21 protein-coding genes are annotated in these 20,214 nt (G+C 39.3%); 6 read left to right on the plus strand and 15 right to left on the minus strand.

Features of this window, described 5'->3' with window-relative positions; translation table 11 throughout:
• Positions 1-90: 90 nt before the first annotated feature.
• Positions 91-453: a YugN family protein gene (locus tag NON16_RS16815; RefSeq protein ID WP_257350586.1), complete on the plus strand. Its 363-nt coding sequence runs from the start codon at positions 91-93 to the stop codon at positions 451-453.
• Between the two features lie 71 nt (positions 454-524).
• Here the strand turns inward: NON16_RS16815 and NON16_RS16820 are convergent, their stop codons facing one another.
• From NON16_RS16820 to cyoE, 6 genes are all read right to left on the minus strand, one after another.
• The gene (locus NON16_RS16820; RefSeq protein ID WP_257350587.1) at positions 525-1,385 is read right to left on the minus strand and encodes a cytochrome c oxidase assembly protein; all 861 of its coding nucleotides are present in this window, start codon (positions 1,383-1,385) and stop codon (positions 525-527) included.
• Positions 1,386-1,562: 177 nt separating this feature from the next.
• Entirely contained in the window at positions 1,563-1,895 is a 333-nt protein-coding gene (locus NON16_RS16825; protein WP_257350588.1) for a cytochrome C oxidase subunit IV family protein, read from the minus strand.
• 3 nt (positions 1,896-1,898) lie between these two features.
• Positions 1,899-2,519: a cytochrome (ubi)quinol oxidase subunit III gene (locus NON16_RS16830; protein WP_257350589.1), complete on the minus strand. Its 621-nt coding sequence runs from the start codon at positions 2,517-2,519 to the stop codon at positions 1,899-1,901.
• Positions 2,519-4,378 (minus strand): cytochrome c oxidase subunit I, encoded by a 1,860-nt coding sequence (gene ctaD / locus NON16_RS16835; protein WP_257350590.1) that lies wholly within the window; start codon positions 4,376-4,378, stop codon positions 2,519-2,521. Before ctaD ends, NON16_RS16830 begins: the two co-directional genes overlap by 1 nt.
• Positions 4,379-4,414: 36 nt before the next feature.
• The gene (coxB, locus tag NON16_RS16840) at positions 4,415-5,464 is read right to left on the minus strand and encodes a cytochrome c oxidase subunit II (RefSeq protein ID WP_257350591.1); all 1,050 of its coding nucleotides are present in this window, start codon (positions 5,462-5,464) and stop codon (positions 4,415-4,417) included.
• Positions 5,465-5,630: 166 nt separating this feature from the next.
• Positions 5,631-6,572, minus strand: a complete 942-nt coding sequence (cyoE, locus tag NON16_RS16845) for a heme o synthase (RefSeq protein ID WP_372508831.1) — start codon at positions 6,570-6,572, stop codon at positions 5,631-5,633.
• Between the two features lie 535 nt (positions 6,573-7,107).
• Between cyoE and NON16_RS16850 the strand changes: the two genes are divergently transcribed.
• Positions 7,108-7,998 carry a COX15/CtaA family protein gene (locus NON16_RS16850; protein WP_257350592.1) on the plus strand — a complete coding sequence of 297 codons (891 nt, stop codon included), beginning with the start codon at positions 7,108-7,110 and terminating at the stop codon, positions 7,996-7,998.
• Between the two features lie 62 nt (positions 7,999-8,060).
• On the opposite strand, the gene pyc is transcribed toward NON16_RS16850, so the two are convergent.
• The 5 genes from pyc to glsA form a co-directional block, all read right to left on the minus strand.
• Positions 8,061-11,498 carry a pyruvate carboxylase gene (gene pyc, locus NON16_RS16855; protein WP_257350593.1) on the minus strand — a complete coding sequence of 1,146 codons (3,438 nt, stop codon included), beginning with the start codon at positions 11,496-11,498 and terminating at the stop codon, positions 8,061-8,063.
• Between the two features lie 16 nt (positions 11,499-11,514).
• Complete coding sequence (ftsW, locus tag NON16_RS16860) at positions 11,515-12,714, minus strand: putative lipid II flippase FtsW (protein ID WP_257350594.1); 1,200 nt, start codon at positions 12,712-12,714, stop codon at positions 11,515-11,517.
• Positions 12,715-12,779: 65 nt separating this feature from the next.
• On the minus strand, positions 12,780-13,283 hold the full coding sequence (locus NON16_RS16865) for a site-2 protease family protein (protein ID WP_257350595.1): 504 nt from the start codon (positions 13,281-13,283) through the stop codon (positions 12,780-12,782).
• A 175-nt stretch (positions 13,284-13,458) separates the two neighbouring features.
• The gene (locus NON16_RS16870; RefSeq protein WP_372508833.1) at positions 13,459-13,725 is read right to left on the minus strand and encodes an Fpa/YlaN family protein; all 267 of its coding nucleotides are present in this window, start codon (positions 13,723-13,725) and stop codon (positions 13,459-13,461) included.
• A gap of 159 nt (positions 13,726-13,884) precedes the next feature.
• Entirely contained in the window at positions 13,885-14,814 is a 930-nt protein-coding gene (gene glsA, locus NON16_RS16875; RefSeq protein WP_257350597.1) for a glutaminase A, read from the minus strand.
• Positions 14,815-15,005: 191 nt separating this feature from the next.
• Here glsA and NON16_RS16880 point away from each other — a divergent pair, with 191 nt between their 5' ends.
• Positions 15,006-15,500 carry a peptidyl-prolyl cis-trans isomerase gene (locus NON16_RS16880; protein ID WP_257350598.1) on the plus strand — a complete coding sequence of 165 codons (495 nt, stop codon included), beginning with the start codon at positions 15,006-15,008 and terminating at the stop codon, positions 15,498-15,500.
• 147 nt (positions 15,501-15,647) lie between these two features.
• Positions 15,648-16,274, plus strand: coding sequence for a YhcN/YlaJ family sporulation lipoprotein (locus NON16_RS16885; protein WP_257350599.1), 627 nt, complete (start codon positions 15,648-15,650; stop codon positions 16,272-16,274).
• 52 nt (positions 16,275-16,326) lie between these two features.
• Here NON16_RS16885 and NON16_RS16890 read toward each other — a convergent pair whose 3' ends face one another.
• Positions 16,327-16,788, minus strand: coding sequence for a pyridoxamine 5'-phosphate oxidase family protein (locus tag NON16_RS16890; protein ID WP_257350600.1), 462 nt, complete (start codon positions 16,786-16,788; stop codon positions 16,327-16,329).
• Between the two features lie 164 nt (positions 16,789-16,952).
• Between NON16_RS16890 and NON16_RS16895 the strand changes: the two genes are divergently transcribed.
• Complete coding sequence (locus NON16_RS16895) at positions 16,953-17,153, plus strand: YlaI family protein (protein ID WP_257350601.1); 201 nt, start codon at positions 16,953-16,955, stop codon at positions 17,151-17,153.
• A 6-nt stretch (positions 17,154-17,159) separates the two neighbouring features.
• Here the strand turns inward: NON16_RS16895 and NON16_RS16900 are convergent, their stop codons facing one another.
• The 3 genes from NON16_RS16900 to typA form a co-directional block, all read right to left on the minus strand.
• Positions 17,160-17,429 carry a hypothetical protein gene (locus NON16_RS16900; protein WP_257350602.1) on the minus strand — a complete coding sequence of 90 codons (270 nt, stop codon included), beginning with the start codon at positions 17,427-17,429 and terminating at the stop codon, positions 17,160-17,162.
• 104 nt (positions 17,430-17,533) lie between these two features.
• Entirely contained in the window at positions 17,534-17,851 is a 318-nt protein-coding gene (locus tag NON16_RS16905) for a YlaH-like family protein (protein ID WP_257350603.1), read from the minus strand.
• Positions 17,852-17,914: 63 nt separating this feature from the next.
• The gene (gene typA, locus NON16_RS16910; RefSeq protein ID WP_257350604.1) at positions 17,915-19,747 is read right to left on the minus strand and encodes a translational GTPase TypA; all 1,833 of its coding nucleotides are present in this window, start codon (positions 19,745-19,747) and stop codon (positions 17,915-17,917) included.
• 122 nt (positions 19,748-19,869) lie between these two features.
• On the opposite strand from typA, the gene NON16_RS16915 reads away from it, so the two are divergent.
• Positions 19,870-20,061, plus strand: a complete 192-nt coding sequence (locus NON16_RS16915) for a YlaF family protein (protein ID WP_257350605.1) — start codon at positions 19,870-19,872, stop codon at positions 20,059-20,061.
• The last annotated feature ends 153 nt before the right edge of the window (positions 20,062-20,214 follow it).

A 20,214-nucleotide genomic window follows, 5' to 3' on the forward strand; every position in this document is an offset into this window, starting at 1 on the left:
CCTTTTCAAACTGTGAAAGATTGCATCTTGTCCGAATTAATACTATTATAATGAAGGAAAGAACATAAGAACGATGTGGAGGGTTTTACCATGAAATTTGAAGAAATTAAATTATCAGGCAAAGTTCTAAATTTTGAGTTTTTAGAACATCTAATGGACGAAGTAGGCTTAATCCGAGCTGGACAGTGGGATTATGACCGGATTACATATGATTATAAATTCGAAAATATGGATAATGGAGAGATTTATTACCTACGTGTGCCCTGCTATGCTGTGGAAGGTGAAGTGGAAACACCCCATGCACTCATTAAAATTATGGAACCATACTTAGGAAAACACTATTATCCCCATGGTGTTGAATACGATGAAGAATTTCCTAAAAGCATCGTAAATACATGTAAAAAGATCCTTAACCAATTAAAAGAAAACATTGAAAAACATCAATCTGCTTAAAAACATGGAAATAGCATAAAAAGCGCTTGGATACTTTATCCAAGCGCTTTTTACACATTATGAAGGTTCTGCTATTCATTCAACGATAATCTAGTTCTCGCTTCTTGAATTATTTTCTCTTCTTCTTCCTTGTCTTTCGTACGCTCTTTTCGGACCCACCGAATAAGAATATAAAGAAGAATCCCTCCATAGATGATTTCCTGAGCAATTTTCATGATGACCCCACCAGCTTGTTGGTCATCCAATGGTGCCAAAAATTCAAATATCCTTGGAGCATTCATGTATGTTTCATAAATGATCGTGTCAGCAAAAATAATCAATGCACATGCTGGGGTTAAGAGCACTCCATCAGCAAAGATGTACCCTACCTTCTGTAAATCTGACAGTCGTTCCTCTTCTGATAATGGTGCAATAACGGGCCACCACATAAATACAGAACTTACTAGGAGGACTACATGATATACCTCGTGTAACAACATTTGCTCCATCATTGTATCAAAAATGAAAGGTAAGTGATAAAACGAGATTAACCCATTAAATAGAACCAATGCAATCAGAGGATGTGTAAAAAAATGAAACGGTCGTTTAACAAATTTGATGCTAAGTATCTTCCGAAATAGATCTTTAGGCAGACCAATCAATAATAATGGTGGCATTATAAAGTATAAAAGACTCATCTGTATCATATGAGCAGTGAATGAATAATGATGACCTACTATGGCTAAAGGGCTCCCTTTAGCAAAAAAGAAACAGAGTACCGCAACCGTAAACCATATTTTTTGTAATTTGGTGACCTGTTCTTTAACTGGACCATTCGTTGTGTAAAAGAAATATATGCCAAGAATCGCGACTGAGAGTATAAGTACAAATGGATTCCAAAGTGTTGTTAACCCTAAGTCACTTAAAGTTCCAACTTCATGATGACCGTGCATATACAACCCTCCCTTTCCTAGATTTTGACCTCGTCTTATATACTACCAAAAAAGTAAAGTTGTATAAGGTACAAGTCCAACAAAATTGTGAAAATGGATTTAAAAGACTGACTTGAAAGGAGTAAAGCACCCTCTAATAAGAGTGCTTTACCTTTTCAGTCAGTCCATGTTTCTTGCTTACCAGATAAGCCCTATTAATGTTCCTACCGTTAATGCCGCGATAAATAATCCGCTGGCAATGCCCCACATTGGAAACTCATGTCCTTTGTGTCCAAGGTGCATCCAGATATATAACTGGAAAAATACCTGTACACACGCAAGTACGATAATGAAAAGAATTGCAACAGTATCTGATATCGCATCACTCATAATCGAAGCAAATGATAGTATCGTTAGCAAAATCATCATTACGAAGGATACATTATGTTGTCTGCGTTCTTGTTTTAACTTAATTTTTTTCTGTAAGGATGAGTGGCGATGGACAGAGTTTGTGTGCTCGTTTCCAGCCATCTGTTACCCCACCTTTCCTAATAAGTATACGACAGTAAAGATAAATACCCACACTACATCTACAAAGTGCCAATAAAGTGCAAAGAGATAATACTTCGGTGAATTGTATAGAGTCAAGCCACGGCCACTATTTCTAATTAGGAGTGTAGAAAGCCATAAACAACCGAATAGTACGTGTCCCCCGTGAAATCCAACCAACGTATAGAAGGCGGATCCAAATGCACCGGATGTAAACGTATGCCCTTCATGGACATAATGGATAAACTCATAAATTTCTAACCCAAGGAAAGAGAGACCAAGTAATAAAGTTACAAACAGCCATCCCCGCATTGCTTTTACACGGTTTTCCTTTAAGGCTAATACAGCATAGACACTCGTTAAACTACTTGTTAATAGGATAATCGTTGCAGCAAAAACCATTGGCAACTGGAAGATTTCAGATGCTTCTGGTCCTTTTCCAAACGAGTTACGTAGTCCGAGATAAGTTCCAAACAATGTTGCAAATAGTACGGTTTCACCGCCTAAAAACAGCCAGAACCCTAAAAACTTATTCTTACCTTCTAGAGTTGCTTTCTCAGGGGATTCAGGGAAGTTTTGGTCGGTTAAGCGTTCGCCTACATTCATTATAGGTCAGCCCCCTTATCCTCTTTTGGTAGATCCTTTTTATGAATATGATAACCATGGTCATCAATCCAAGAACGAAGGAACATACAAACAAGTCCAATTCCAAGTCCAACAATAATGGCGACTAATGCAAGTGCCCCACCTTTGTTGAAGTAAATAAATCCAAATCCTGCAATAAAGAACCCCAGTGACATGATAAACGGAAGAATCGAGTTGTTTGGCATATGAATGTCACCGACAGGCTCTGCTGGTGTCATCTTTTTGTTTCCAGCCATTTTCTCAATCCATAGTGCATCTAATCCACGAACAAGTGGCGTTTGTAAGAAATTATAGTGAGGAGTTGGGTTTGGAATCGCCCACTCAAGTGTACGTCCATCCCAAGGGTCTCCACTCACCATCTTACCCTTTGCATGAGTGATAATTATGTTATACACAAACAGAATCGTACCAATTGTCATAAAAAATGCACCGATTGTACTGATAAAGTTCATTGATCCCAGTCCGAATCCTTCAGGGTACGTGAAGTAACGACGAGGCATTCCCATAAGGCCAAGGAAATGCTGCGGGAAAAACGTTAAATGGAAACCAATAAAGAATGTCCAGAAGTTCCATTTTCCAATCGTTTCGTTAAGCATCTTTCCGAACATTCGAGGGTACCAGTAATAAAGTCCAGCAAATAACCCAAGTACTAAACCACCTACAATGACATAGTGGAAGTGAGCAACAACGAAATAGCTGTCATGATATTGATAGTCAGCAGGAGCTGCAGCGAGCATAACTCCCGTTACTCCCCCCATAACGAATGTTGGAATAAACCCAACTGCGAATAAGTTAGCAGTTGTGAAACGTATCTGACCGCCCCACAATGTAAATACCCAGTTAAAGATCTTAACACCAGTAGGTATTGCAATCGCCATTGTTGCAACCGCAAAAATTGAGTTCGCAACAGGTCCTAGTCCAACTGTAAACATGTGGTGAGCCCACACCATAAATCCAAGGAATCCGATTAACACAGTTGCAAAGACCATTGCGCTGTATCCAAATAAACGCTTCTTTGAAAAAGTAGACACAACCTCCGAAATGATACCGAAAGCTGGCAAAATAAGAATGTATACTTCAGGGTGACCGAAAATCCAGAAAATATGTTCCCAAATGATAGGATTTCCTCCCATACTTGCATCAAAGAAATTCGCCTCAAATACTCGGTCAAACATCAATAAGAAAAATCCGATTGTCAGGGCTGGGAATGCAAACAGGATCAGTCCAGATGTAATGAATGCTGTCCAAGTAAATAATGGCATACGCATAAAGGTCATACCAGGAGCTCTCATATTTATGATCGTGACTAGGAAGTTAATACCACCTATTAACGTCCCGGCACCCGCTATTTGAAGTCCTAATACGTAAAAATCCAGACCGCTTCCACTTGATGTTGTAGAAAGTGGCGCATATGCTGTCCAACCAGCATCTGGTGCTCCACCGAGGAACCAGCTTAAGTTCAGTAGAACCCCGCCAAAGAAGAACAACCAAAATCCAAGGGAGTTCAAAAATGGAAACGCTACGTCCCGGGCACCAATTTGTAATGGTACAACTGCATTCATAAATGCAAATATAATTGGCATTGCTGCCAGAAAGATCATGGTTGTCCCATGCATCGTCAAGACCTGGTTGTATAAGTCACCAGTTAAAAACGTGTTTTCAGGTTTCATTAATTGAATACGAATTAAAAGTGCCTCTAATCCACCGATCAAAAAGAAAAATCCGCCGGATATGAGGTATAAAATCCCAATTTTCTTATGGTCGACTGTGGTTAGCCAATCCCATAGCGAGCTTTTATTCGCTGCATGTGCGTTACTCACGGTAGTACCTCCTTTTTAAAGCGATTGGAACCACGCTTACTTAGCGGTCTCGAGCCCCAATAGATAGTCTGAAAGTGCATCTAATTGTGCATCATCAAAGTTGAAATCCGGCATATTGTTACCAGGCTTAACATCGTGTGGATTGTTAATCCATTTCATGATGTTCTCTTTGTTGTGATCAAGTATTCCTGCAACCTTTTCATTGTCTCCAAAACCGGTTAAAGCAGGTCCAACTTTCCCACCTTTATCACCTACTGCGTGACATTGTAAACAGTTGTTTTCGAAAATCTTCTGTCCTTCAGAAACATCAGAAGATGCATCGGCAAACTTAACCGTTTTCATACTTTCGACCCATGCATCAAATTTTTCTTGTGAAACGACCTTTACTTGAAAGTACATTAATGCGTGTGCATCGCCACAAAGTTCAGCACAAGCGCCTTGGAACGTTCCAATTTCTTCTGGATGTAACCACATTTTATTTACAAGCTTATCTCCAGGATTTGTATCCATTTTTCCTGAAATGGATGGAATCCAGAATGAGTGGATGACATCAGCAGAACTTAATTCGACGTTCGTTCGTGTATCAACAGGCAAGTACAATTCCTGTGCCGTCACAACACCAAGTTCCGGATATTCGAACTCCCACCAAAACTGGTGCGCAGTAACCTTCACCGTCATAGGGGCATCTTTCTTAGCTTCCTCCCCTTCTTCACCAGAAGCAGCCTTTTCAGTGACTGCAAGATCAAATGTTGTCATTACAGTCGGAACTGCAAGAATAATAAGCAACACAATCGGAATCCCAGTCCAAAGTAATTCTAGCATGTGATTTCCTTCAACCTGTTCGGGAATCGAGTCATCACCCTTACGCTTTCTAAACTTAATCAAGACATACGTGAAAAGTAAAAAGACAATTACGAGTACAACAACCATTACTACCAGACTTAGGATCATTAGGTCATATGCTGCCTCTGCTCCTTTACCCTGTGGTTGCAGTGCGGACATCTGTGGGTTTCCGCAGCCCATTAAACCAAGCAACATTAGTCCGAAAATCGGAACAATGCGCCCGAGTCGTAGCCATCGTTTCATGAGTAAATCAAACCTCACTTTCTCTGTTGTGATAATAAACAAATAGAACAAATAGAACAAAAAATACTATGTAACCGGTAACTCATATTAAGATCATAACCTATGTGTCAGGAGTCCCACCACAGTTGGTGAACGTTCCTGACACTTATAGATTAATCTATATAAGTCAACCCCGATTGACGATGATCATCACGATAAACATGATAGTCAAGTAATTCAGAGAGTAAACAAACATTAGACGAGCCCATTTGATATCATTTTTCATAAAGAATCCTGCGATACCAAGTGCAAGCCATCCTAACCCAAGAATTGCAGCGACTACTAAGTATACCATACCAAAATGATATAAATATAAACTTACCGGAAGCAATGCTGCTACATAAATGACCATTTGTCGCTTTGTCATTTCAAAGCCTGATACAACCGGAAGCATTGGAATACCGGCTTTTCGGTACTCTTCGCATCGTTTCATAGCTAATGCCAAAAAGTGAGGCGGCTGCCATAAAAACATTATCAAGAACAAGTGCCATGCAGTGATATGCAAATCTGGATCAATAGCTGCCCAGCCGATTAACGGAGGGATTGCTCCAGAAATTCCACCAATGACTGTGTTTATGGAGTGTGTGCGTTTTAACCATAATGTATACACTACTACATAAACGAAGAGTCCTATTACACCAAGCAATGCGGCCATTAAGGAGGCGAACATTAATAGTAATGTTCCCAGCGCAGATACAATGATTCCGACCCATAAGACCTGGTTCGAGTCAATCTTACCAGTTACTGTTGGACGTTCATTCGTTCTTTCCATCAAATGATCAATATCCCGATCGATGTAGTTGTTTAAACAGCATCCTCCAGCAATCACTAGAGCTGAGCCCAGCAATGTGAATAGTGCTGTTGGTATATTGGATAACAGACTTTGGTTTGAAAATTGAAGTGCAATCCAGAATCCAGCAAACACTGTAATCAAATTGGACATCACGATCCCCATCTTAGCAAGGGTTAGAAAGTCCTTCCAAGTACCAGAAGGGTTTGATTCGGACAACGGTCCAGGTTCCATCACTCTGCTTGATGCTTCATAAGTTGTCGTATTCGTTTTGCTCATGCTTCCACCTCCTTTTGCTTAGTGCTAGTTTTCATATCAGTTCTGTTACAAAATAGTGAACAGGAAACCATACTCTTTTAATTTATCAGCAAAAGTGCTCTGTGGAAATAACTTTTGCTAAATTGTCTTTCCTTGTTCACAATTAGAAATAAATCTTGAATGAACATATGATACGATATTGACGAATTGAAAATGTCCTTTAATATTATAAACGAATTAATTAGTTTTGTATACTCGACTTAAATCGTCTTGAACCAAGATCAACTCACAATATATTTTGGACTTATCCAGAAATCAAATGTGACGAATTCTTGAATTAATTACAGGAATCAAATTAACAATAGAAAGAACCTTTTAATGCGTGTTCAATAAGGAGGACAAAAAGAGCCGAGAAGTTTGAGGCACGAAAATCTCGAGGACCGGAACGTATGCTATTAATACGTGAGGACCGTAGAGATCGAGTAACGAAGAAATTCGATAGCTATTTTTACCGGACTTTTTGAACAACCTCTTTTAATATGAAGAAGGTGTAAATGTGAACAAACTATTAAAAATATTCTCTATACTTACAAGCTTTGGTATGTTACTTGTCCTTTTAATGGGCGCAATCGTCACAACTACCGGATCAGGTGAGGGCTGTGGAAATTCTTGGCCTCTCTGTTATGGAGAGGTACTACCAACACAGCCTGAACTCGAAACGATAATAGAATATAGTCATAGAATCGTTTCCGCTGCTTTAGGGTTTATGGTCATCATCCTTGCTGTTTGGTCCTGGATTAAAGTGAAGCACATAAAAGAAACAAAATGGCTTGCATTCTTATCTGTTTTCTTTATCGTATTTCAAGGGTTGCTAGGTGCGGCAGCTGTAGTTTGGGGACAATCAGCTTTTGTACTAGCGATGCATTTTGGCTTTTCATTAATTTCCTTTGCAAGTGTCCTATTACTTACAATCGTAATATTTGAAAACGATAAAGGTCGAGTTATTCTTAATGCAGACAAGGGGATTCGCTGGAATGCTTACCTTCTATTTATGTATCTTTATGGGCTTGTTTATTCAGGTGCTCTTGTAAGACATACAAAAGCTAGCTTAGCATGTTCCGACTGGCCACTATGCAATGGATCCATCCTTCCGCCTACGAATGAGTTAGAACTCATACATTATGCTCACAGAGCTCTAGCAGGGTTATTCTTCATATGGATCGTATTAAGCTTTTTTCAAGTCCGTAAATATCATCAAGATAAAAAAGTACTATATCGTAGTTATTTCATATTGTTCCTTCTCGTATCCTTACAAGTAACAACTGGCGCACTTATTATCGTTACAAAACTGAATTTATTCATTGGCTTGGCACACGGATTGTTCATTTCAATCTTGTTTGCTACATTAAGTTATCTTGTTATGGTCCTACTTAGAAAAGGTCAATAACTATTCCTCCACACAACTAAAGGATTGACTCCATTAAAGAGTCAATCCTTTTTTGTATCTTCTTATTTTAACTCTACAAGCAGGTCTCCTGGTTGAATTGTATCACCATTTGAAACAAAAAGGTCGTTCACTTCTGCATCGAACGGCGCTTGTATGGTTGTTTCCATTTTCATTGCTTCAGTAATCATTAGGTGGTCGCCCTTCTTAACTGCCTCCCCTTTTTCAATGAGTACTCTGACAACTGTTCCCGGCATCGATGCTCCGATATGATTCGGGTCATTTTTATTCGCTTTAGCTTTCTCAATTATATCTGTTTTTACATTTTCATCTTTCACAACCACTTCACGAGGCTGCCCGTTTAATTCAAAATAGACGGTTCGAGTTCCATCAATCTGAGGTTCACCAATTGATACAAGTTTTACGATTAATGTTTTCCCTTGCTCAATCTCTACTTCTACTTCTTCACCAAGCCTCATCCCATATAAAAACGTCGGTGTATCTAGTACACTTACATCTCCAAATTGGTCATGCACATGTTCTCGATCCAAATATACCTTCGGATACAGCGCATATGAAATAAGATCGTGACTTGTTACTTGTCGATTGAGCTTTCGATAGAGTAATTCTTTAAGGTCTTGAAAGTCTACAGGGTCTAAAAGCTCACCTGGTCGTACATTGATAGGCTCTCTTCCCTTAAGTATAATTTGTTGTAAATCTCTTGGGAACCCTTGATACGCTTGTCCTAAATGTCCCTGGAACAGCTCAACAACAGAGTCTGGAAAGTCTAGTTTTTCCCCTCTTTCAAATATATCATCTTCAGTTAGATCGTTTTGAACCATGTACAATGCCATATCTCCTACGACCTTTGATGATGGGGTTACCTTGACCATGTCGCCGAATAGATCATTTACACGTCTGTACATCCTCTTAACTTCAGCCCAACGAGGGGCTAGACCTACTGCTTTTGCTTGCTGTTGGAGGTTGCTGTATTGACCTCCTGGCATTTCATGCTCGTACACTTCTGTATGCGGAGCGTTCATGCCACTCTCAAATCCTTGATAAAACTTACGAGTGTCTTCCCAGTAGTGCGATAGTTCCTCCAGGTGATTTATTGAAACTTTGGGCTGTCGCCTATTCCCCTCTAATGCATAATAAAGGGAGTTGGCACTTGGCTGAGACGTTAAACCGGACATTGAACTAATTGCAACATCCACGATATCCACTCCTGCTTCAACCGCTTTGGAATAAGTCATAATCCCGTTTCCGCTTGTATCATGGGTGTGGAGATGTATAGGCAAGTCTACCGCTTCTTTTAATGATGAAATCAATTCATATGCCGCCTGTGGCTTTAAGAGTCCTGCCATATCTTTAATTCCGAGTATATGTGCCCCTGCAGATTCAAGTTCCTTAGCCATCGCTACATAATAATTGAGATCATATTTGCTACGACTGCTATCGAGAATATCCCCTGTATAACAAACTGCAGCCTCTGCTACCTTTCCGGAATCTCTAACGGACTCGATTGCAACTGTCATTCCCCTAATCCAATTCAGACTATCAAAGATACGGAACACATCAATTCCAGCATCAGCAGACTTTTGTACAAACTCACGGATTACATTGTCGGGGTAATTCTTATAACCTACCGCATTTGATGCTCTGAGTAACATTTGGAATAGAACGTTTGGTGCTTGCTTTCTTAATTTGATTAACCGTTCCCATGGATCCTCATTTAAGAATCGATACGCAACATCGAATGTTGCTCCTCCCCACATTTCAAGTGAAAAGAATTCCGGCATAAGCCGTGCAGTCGGTTCTGCTATTTGTGACAAATCATGTGTTCTAACCCGAGTTGCGAGAAGGGATTGGTGAGCATCCCTAAAGGTAGTATCGGTTAATAGTACATTCTCCTGAGACTTAATCCAATTTACTAATCCATCAACACCGTGTTGATCCAATATCTGCTTCGTACCATCAGTAATCGGCTTGGTATAATTCACATATGGCATCCGCTGTTTGTTAACAGCTGGTTTCTTTTGCAAACCTAGTCCCGGAAATCCATTTACAGTAACGTTGGCGATATAGGTAAGCATTTTCGTTCCACGGTCTTTTTTCTTTGGAAATACAAAAAGCTCAGGTGTTGTATCGAGAAAAGCCGTATTATACTCTCCAGAAATAAACTGCTCATGTCGGACAACGTTCTCAAGAAACGAAATGTTTGTCTTGATCCCACGAATTCTAAATTCTCTCAGGTTACGTGTCATTTTAGACGCGGCTTGGTCAAAAGTTAGCGCCCAGCTTGAGAGCTTCACTAGCAATGAATCGTAATGAGGTGTTATTACTGCCCCTTGATACCCATTACCCGCATCTAAACGAACACCAAAACCTCCACCTGTTCGATATGCCATTATCTTACCAGTGTCTGGCATAAAATTGTTTGCAGGGTCTTCTGTCGTTACTCGACACTGTATCGCATATCCATGGCAATGAATACGCTCCTGTGCAGGAATAGCGAGAGCTTTATCATGCAGCGTATGTCCCTCTGCTATAAGAATTTGAGACTGTACAATATCAATACCTGTTACCATCTCAGTTATCGTATGTTCCACCTGAACGCGTGGGTTCACTTCAATAAAATAAAAGTTACCGTCTTCTGAAACTAGAAATTCAACGGTCCCCGCATTTACATATCCAACATTATTCATCAGTTGAACAGCGGAGGCACATATATCCATCCTTAGTTCCTCGGCTATTGAAACACTTGGAGCTACTTCAACTACCTTTTGATGACGTCTTTGTACAGAGCAATCTCTCTCATAGAGATGCACAAGGTTTCCATCGGTATCACCTAGGATTTGTACCTCGATGTGTTTAGGGTTTTCTATAAACTTTTCTACATAGATTTCGTCTCTACCGAAGGCTGCCTTGGCTTCTGATTTCGCACGATCATATGCATCCTCTAGAGAGTCCATATTACGTACGATTCGCATACCGCGTCCACCACCGCCTAAAGCAGCTTTAATAATGATCGGAAATCCATTGTTCTCAGCGAAGGCACGGACATCTTCTACCATTTCAACAGGACCGTCACTACCAGGAATGATTGGAATATCAGCCTTAATCGCTTCTTCCCTTGCCTGAACCTTATCCCCGAATATCCTTAAATGTTCGGTTGTAGGTCCGATAAAAATGATTCCTTCTTCAGCACATCTTTTAGCAAAATGAGTATTTTCTGAAAGGAAACCATATCCTGGATGAATGGCATCAATTTCATAACGTTTTGCAATCTCGATAATTCCTTCGATGTCCAAATAAGCATCGATCGGTTTCTTACCTTCCCCGACCAAATATGCTTCATCAGCTTTATATCGATGAAAAGAACCAGAATCCTCCTTAGAATAAACAGCTACTGTTCGAATGTTTAGTTCCGTACATGCACGGAAAATTCTGATTGCGATTTCTCCACGATTCGCTACTAATACTTTACTGATTCTCTTCATTAAATTTCCTCCTAGTCTAGTGCGTTGCTCGTTGTTGAGATACGACTCGTAATTTAGTCCGTTTGTTTGTTTCCACCTCTGCTTCATCTGCTGGCGGAGTCTGTTGCTTTCGATAACGGACAAACATTGAAACATTCACTAAAATACCTGTACTGATCATAAGTAATATTAATGATGATCCCCCATAACTAATAAACGGAAGTGTAACGCCAGTTATCGGAAGTAAACCAGAAGCTGCACCTAAATTCACTATGGTTTGTATACCGATCATTCCTGCAATACCAATGGATAGTAGACTTCCAAATGCATCTTTACAGTGTAGCCCGGTATATATACCTTTAAATACAATGAAAAACAAGAGTAGAATAATTACAAATACCCCAGCAAAACCTAATTCTTCAGCAATAATGGTGATAATGAAATCTGTATGTGGCTCAGGAATAAATCCATACTTTTGAATACTCTGTCCAAGTCCTTTACCAAACAAACCTCCTGTACCGAGAGCTAGGTATCCATTTATTAACTGATACCCTGTCCCACCTGAGTCTGAAAAAGGATCGTAGGCAGCTGTGAACCTTGATAGCTGTTCAGGGCTAAGAAGAAAATTATATACGATTAACCCTAGAGCACCCATAGAGCCAATCATCACCAATAAGTGCCTCCATAACATACCAGAACAAAAAATAATCACTGCTGCAGTCATTGCGATAATCATCATACTACCGAGGTCTGGTTGGAGGAGGATCAAAAAACAAACTAAAGCTAGTACAGTTAACGGGGGAACGACTCCCGTTTTAAAATCGGATATGTAGTGTTGTTTTTTCGAAAACACAGAAGCAAGATACATGATAACCCCAATTTTGGCGTACTCTGCTGGCTGTATCGATACTGGCCCAACCTCAAACCAAGAAATCGCACCATTTACTTCCTCACCAATGATCCGTACTAGAACAAGTGAAGCTAACATTAAAAACGTTAGTGGAATTATAAGCTTCTGATATGCCTTATAAGGCAGTAACGTAAAACCAATGAAAATGAAGCTACCGAGAATTACCCAAACTAAATGCTTCTTAAAAAAGAACATACTTTCTTGTTCATAAATTGTAACCGCTACAATCATACTTGAGCTATAGACCATCACAAGACCAATTGCACACAGAGCAAAAACCGCTGCAATAAGTGTATAATCATAATTTTTCAGCATCTTTTTAAGCATAATGGTCAACCCTCACATAACCGTTATAAACAAAACTATTCGCGTAAAACATCTTATTTCCTTCCCTACTTTAAGTGTTTGTTCAAAAAATTGACGAATGCAATTCTCTTTCCTTTTGTATAGTCCAAGATCATTTCAAAAGCGATATACCCATCCGACTTTTTGCTGCCAAGCTTATAAGGTATAAGATTACCGATTGCAATCCATGTGTTGATCATTGTAAATAAAAACAAGAGGTTTTCAATGTTTGAACCAGTTAATACACGATTTAAGTACAACCAGCCATAACAACCAACCACTGCATTAACGAGGGGCCCATTTACTGATATAAGCGCCTTTTGATTATTAGACAGTTGATTGGATTCCGTATTTGTAAAACCACCAATAAAGTAAAGGGTTCGCACCTCAAGTTTGATAAATCGGTTAGAAATCCGAAATAAAGGAGGGCCTATACCCAATATGATTCGAACTTGTTTGATATGTAATGACCGCGCTGTTATGTAATGCCCTAGCTCATGCAGAAGAGTTGCTAGAGGAAATAATAGAAAGACAATCCAAACAAAAGCCATCAAATCCCCCTCACTGTTACTATGTTATCGTATCATATGATAGGTAAACGGCTCATCATACTTTTGTGAGGTTTCTTTGAAAGATTAATGTATAAAAAAACTCAAACCATCAATTTCCAGACAGTTTGAGTCCTGTTTCCATTATAAAAACAAATTATCAGAACAGGGGTCATGCTTATCTCGACCAGGCATCATGCAATGCTGTCAGTTGTCGTTCTAGTGATTCTAATAGGGCTTTCCCTTGGTCTGCTTCTATTAAATTTAAACGAACTGCAAAATCAATCTCTCTAGAAAGGCCGAACATTTGCGTGTCCAGTACTTCCTCATAAAGAGGGCATTGCGGCATCGTTAAATTTTCCATTTGAACTTCGATCAACTTGAGGATTTTTTCCGCATCAGCTTTTAGCAATGCGTATGCTTTTTCACGATGACCGGTTACCATCTCAGTCGACAAATCGAATCCCTCCGTTCCAATTGCCTCTCTTTTACTAATACTATCGTTTTACCTATAAAAATGCAAGAAATATCCGCCTTAAACCAGCCTAATAATCCAACCTATTCAAATGCTAACCACTAAATACCTTTATGCTTTATTGATTCTTTAAAAGATGCTTAATTGATAACGTTGTGATAGCATTTCTAGGAGCTTCACCCCTGCAATACTATTCCCTTTCTCATTAAGTGAAGGGCCATAAACACCAACCCCAATATTAGGAGGAACGAGACCAATTATCCCTCCAGAAACACCACTTTTTGCAGGAATACCAACGCGAATCGCAAATTCTCCGGATGCATTATACATCCCACATGTTACCATAAACGTTTTTACAATGGTTGCTATCCCTTCAGGGAGAATCAACCTATTTGATAACGGATCCCTCCCCTTGTTCGCTAACACCATCCCAATTCGAGCAAGGTCAATACATGTGACCTGGATCGCACACTGTCTAGTGTACAAATCAATTAATTCTTCAACTTCACCAGTGATCACTCCATGCTGCTTCATATAATAGCAGAGAGACCGATTTAAATGAGCGGTTTCATATTCAGACTTGGCAACTCCATGATCAACATCAATCTTAGAGTTGTTCGTTAAATCATGAATCAGTGTTAGTAGTCGTCCAAGTTTTTCGTGAGTAGAGCGACCCTCTATCATATTTGTCACGACCAAAGCACCTGCGTTAATCATTGGGTTAAGTGGTTTCGCAGGAATTTGCGTCTCCAATTTCGCAATTGAATTAAACGGATCACCAGTCGGCTCCATTCCAACCTTGCGGAACACCTCTTCTTCCCCTTGGTCCATAATAGCCAAAGCAAGGGTGAGGACCTTTGAGACACTTTGAAGGGTAAACTTTTTCTCTACATCCCCTGCTTTTACACAATGCCCATCTTTATAATATAGAGCGATCGCTAAATCACTTTGTTCAGCTCGCCCAAGCGCAGGAATATAATTTGCAACTTTTCCATATTCGGTATATTTTCGTGCTCTATTTACTAGTTCACATAAATCTTCATCAGTTTCACAGTACATGAATTCCACCTCCGAATAAAACGCATTCATTTCCTATCTATACTATGCCCTAATGTGACAAAATAAAGAGGAACCTGTATACTTAGGTTGAAATTTTTCCATCATTCAATAAGGATAACTACGGTTTACTAGATGAGCAATAAACAGGACTTCATTACAATTGAAGAACAACTATTTAAGGAGTGTGCATAATGGAATCAATCGTTTTCATCGATGGTAAGGTTCGGTTTCCAATTACCTTGGATCCTGGAGTTTGGATATTCGACGATCGTAAATTAAATCTGGATACATACTTTGAGGAAGGTACAGAAGATGAATCAGATACGTATACAAAAGATGTGTCAGAGCACTGGGATCGCGAGCGTACAGAGGGAGCGGAAATACCCTCTCAAACAAATGATAATAAAATCAAGTATGATAAATCAGAGCTTTTTTCTAGGTCATATGGAATCCAACTAAACCATTTTTTAATAAATGCTGAGCCGGATAAAAATGCTACCCAAGTACTTATTCAGACTACCGACGGACAAGAATTTTCCATTTCCATAACAGAAGCTTTTAATGGAGTTATTGGCTTTTCTACAAACGGAAAACCAGTGAATAATGGTCCAGTTCACTTCTATTACGGTGATGGTTCAAATCGTAATGAGCCGATTTGTTCTATCAAACGATTCACACTAAATTAAACAATGCTTCTAGTTGGTTGAAACCGTTAACGATTTAGATATTTGTTCTTATCCTCATTCTGTATAATGCAAGGTTTTTTTACGAAGAATAACCGTAAATGGATGTAAAGTGGCTGTTAAAAGCCCTTAAGGAAAGGATGAACCATTTTGCGGAAAGTACGTATATTCGTATTACCCTTGCTCTTTATAACCTTGCTTGGATGTCAGAACAATCAAGATGAAGCAGAATTAGGAACAGAGAATTCCAAGCGAATCGAAGTAAAACAAAGCGTGGAATATAATAAACAGGAACGTAAAAGTTCAGCACAAATTTCAAAACGTCTCGTTGAACTTTCTACAGGTGTAAAAGGTGTCAAGGAAGCGAGTGCGGTTGTTTTAGGAAAATATGCGGTTGTTGGTATCGATGTAGAGGACGATCTAGATCGTTCACGTGTCAGCTCGATTAAATATAGTGTTGCAGAGGCCTTACAACATGACCCCTATGGTGCAAATGCTGTCGTAACAGCAGATCCAGACATTTACGAACGGTTAGGCGAAATGGGAAGACAGATCCGGAATGGACAACCTATTGGTGGTATTCTTGAGGAACTTGCAGCAATTACAGGACGCTTGATGCCTGAAATCCCTGGTCAGATTAACAAAAAAGAACCTGATCCAACCCGTAAAAATGACAAAGATATTTCTGAACAAAAAGAAAATAAGTTACGTGACCAACAACAAAAGCAGGGTAAAACGACACCAGCCGACCCAAATCGGATTAAAGAACAGGATTAAGCTTCGTACATGTTGTAAAGGGAGTGACTACTCAGAGTCACTCCCTGTTTTATTAGATTTTGTTCTTTTTCAATGCTGCCATCACTTGTTTATCAAGCTTTGCAGCTGCCTGGGGATCATATGTTTTTTCGTAAACTGGCGGTTGAGAAATTTTTGCTCCATAAAACATTCCATCTCTAACCTCCGTTACTTTTACTGAAATTAAAGACAGCTTAATCGGTACCTCATCAAGGTTTTCACGATGAACAGTCGCATTTCCGTTTATAATAGACGTTGTTTCATCAGCAAACAGGGTAATTGCTATTTGCTTGTTATCCTTTATATTTTGCACGGCTTTTGATTTGGTATCAACGGCAAAAAGGATTGTCTCTACATCAGGGGCATAGACCCAAGAAATTGCATTAACATAGGGAGTATTTTCATTCGGATCTGAGGTACTTACAATCACGAAACACTCTTTTTGCAACAATTTGAAAAGTGAGTCATTTAACAATGTCACAGTCTTTTTTACCACCAAGATCAACTCCTCTTAAAACTTACTTTTTATTTCCTCTTAATAGGATTCGATAATAAAGTATCAAACCCTCCCCCTCACAAGGAAACCTGTCCCAATTCATGATATACTATACTATGGATATGTAATTTTGATTATCAATTAATGAGATTGAGGTGAGTAGCATGAGGGTTAAATGTGTGTTATGTGACAAGCTTGAAAAAATAGAAGATGGTAGCCCGCTCGCTAAACGACTTCGAAATAGACCAATCCATACGTATATGTGCGCTGATTGCAACAAGAGAATCGCAGATCGAACAGAAGAAAGAAAGGCTTCAGGGAATTTTTCAACATTTCGTCAAGCAGTTCAAGAAGACACATGGTAAGCTGAGCTAGTTGTATTTTGGCTCAGCTTTAATTGATTCATAAAGAGCATCGATTAAGTCGATTGGATACTTCTTTGTCAACCATTCGTCATTTACGGTATATACCACAATATAAAAAGGGTCCTCTGTCAATACTTCTAGGTTCTGAACAGAGTGATCATCTTCTAAAATCTCCTCAAAAAACTCTCTTGTATCTCTTGCCGCCTGATCATTAGGCCGTTCCTCGGTAACCCTTCGTATACTCAACCAATTGTATAATGCATCCTGTAAATTCATTTGTTCGCCCCCTAAAAAAGGATGACCTATACAGGGGCTGAGCGGTTAATCCCCTTCTCAATTCCTTTGTATGAAGTCATCCTCATTTGCACAAGTAGCTTTATTTAACCTTGCTGTTCTTCTTTCTTCGATTGATACAAGCGGATTTTGTATACGATTAGGATGATAGCTGCAATTACCAGCCCCTCTGTAATCGGTAAAAATACAGCGAAGAAGGAGAGCACTGTACACCCTAATGCAAGAAAAATATATACGACTGCAGCTTTTAACAGTGGGAGTCGTCTTGAAAAGCCTAGCTTAAAAACAACAATCGAAAGAGCGAGTACAGTTAGGTATAATAACCACATTCCCACTTCTGGATTTTGATCCACGTTGTATAACTTTGCAAAGAACTGAAGACGTTCGTTAACATTTGCATTCAATCATACCGTCTCCTCTTCTTAAATAGAGGAAGTTCATTTGAACATACTCTCTAGTTTTTCATATTACTTTGCTAATTTATTTTTCTTTTCAAGTCGTTCTCGTTCACTTTTGTTTAGAATTTTTTTACGTAAACGGATCGATTGTGGCGTTATTTCACAATATTCATCGTCATTTAAATATTCAAGTGCTTCTTCAAGTGTTAGGATTCTTGGTTTCTTAATTGTAACTGTTTGGTCTTTAGTTGCTGAACGGACATTCGTTTGTTGTTTCACTTTTGTCAGGTTCACGGTGATGTCATTGTCACGGTTATGCTCTCCAACAATCATGCCTTCATAGACCTCGGTACCAGATGCTACAAAAATCGTCCCACGATCCTCTACGTTCATAATACCATATTGTGAAGCCTTCCCAGATTCCATCGAAACTAGAACACCTTGGCGTCTTCCTCCAATGTTAGCTTGAATCACTGGTTGGTAACTATCAAATGAATGATTCAAGATGCCATACCCACGAGTTAATGTTAGAAACTCTGTTGTGTATCCAATCAAACCACGTGCTGGTACTAGGAACTCCAGACGAACTTGGCCGTTTCCGTGGTTGACCATATTCACCATTTCACCTTTTCTTTCACCGAGTGACTCCATAACTCCACCAGTATTTTCTTCAGGCACATCAATTTGTACTCGTTCAACAGGCTCACATTTCGTACCATCAATCTCACGAATAATTACGATAGGCTTTGAAACTTGGATCTCATAGCCTTCACGGCGCATGTTTTCAATTAGGATAGATAAGTGTAGCTCACCACGACCGGACACAGTCCAAACATCTGGAGAATCAGTGTCTTCCACACGTAAGCTTACATCAGTTTCAAGCTCTGATTTAAGACGTTCTTCTATTTTGCGGCTCGTTAAATATTTACCTTCTCTTCCTGCGTACGGACTATTGTTCACAAGAAAAGTCATTTGAATGGTTGGTTCATCAATTCTTAAGACCGGAAGTGGATCTTGGTGATCTTCTGGGCACACAGTTTCCCCAACATTAATTTCTTCCATTCCGGATACCGCGACGAGATCACCGGCAAGTGCTTCCTGTATTTCTACACGTTTTAAACCATGGAAACCAAATAGCTTGGTTACCCGGAATTTCTTAACGGCGCCATCCAATTTCATGAGAGCAACTTGTTGTCCTACCTTAATTCTCCCTCTAAAAACTCGACCAACACCAATACGTCCGATATAATCATTGTAATCAAGCAATGCAACCTGAAACTGTAATGGCTCGTCACTGTTATCTACAGGTGCAGGAATATGCTCTAAAATAGATTCGAAGAGAGCAGTCATATTCTCATCCTGTTGTTCAGGATTATCACTTGCTGTTCCGTTTAAAGCTGATGCATATACAACAGGGAACTCAAGTTGTTCATCATCTGCACCGAGTTCGATAAACAAGTCAAGCACTTCATCTATAACTTCTGTCGGACGTGCAAAAGGGCGGTCTATTTTATTGACAACAACGATTGGAGTCAATTTCTGCTCAAGTGCCTTTTTCAACACGAATCTTGTCTGAGGCATACAGCCTTCATATGCATCCACTAACAATAGAACACCGTCGACCATTTTCATGATACGCTCAACTTCACCACCAAAGTCAGCGTGTCCTGGTGTATCCATAATATTTATCCGCTTTTCTTTATAGTTAATTGCAGTGTTTTTTGCCAATATAGTAATCCCACGTTCTTTTTCAATATCATTGGAATCCATTGCACGTTCACTAACTTGTTCATTATCTCTGAACGTACCTGATTGATGAAGCAATTGATCCACCAAAGTTGTTTTCCCATGGTCTACGTGGGCAATAATTGCAATATTGCGTAGTTCTTCTCGCAAATTCACGTTAATCTCTCCTTAAGGTGTCGTTACCATTAAATTTCAACTTTTCTATTATAGCACAAATTCAAAACCCTTTTTCTTTTTAATAAATTTCGGTAAACTTATGTGTATGAGGAGGTACGAATATGAACAAAAGATCAATCATTTTTATAGTCATTTCTATTTTGGTTACATTTTGCATCGCACTTATAGGGGTCGCACTTGGTGAACAAAGCATATTACTTGCTATCATTGCACTTTTGGCTTCATTTATACTAATGGGAGTCGGATTTTCTCTTAAGAAAAAGTTCCGAGAATCAGACGAAATGAAGTCTTAAATTCATAGTATACGTTCTTTAAAGAAAACTTGGCTAGCACCAAGCCTTAGCGCAGGTGATCGCCGTAGTTGCGCTTATACTATAGAAAGTATTTTTATACTTTCTTAACGTGTAAAAAAGAAGAAAACTCGAGGAAAATCAAGTTTTCTTCTT

The organism is Pseudalkalibacillus decolorationis (genome assembly GCF_024609785.1).
Taxonomy (GTDB): Bacteria; Bacillota; Bacilli; order Bacillales; family Fictibacillaceae; genus Pseudalkalibacillus; species Pseudalkalibacillus decolorationis.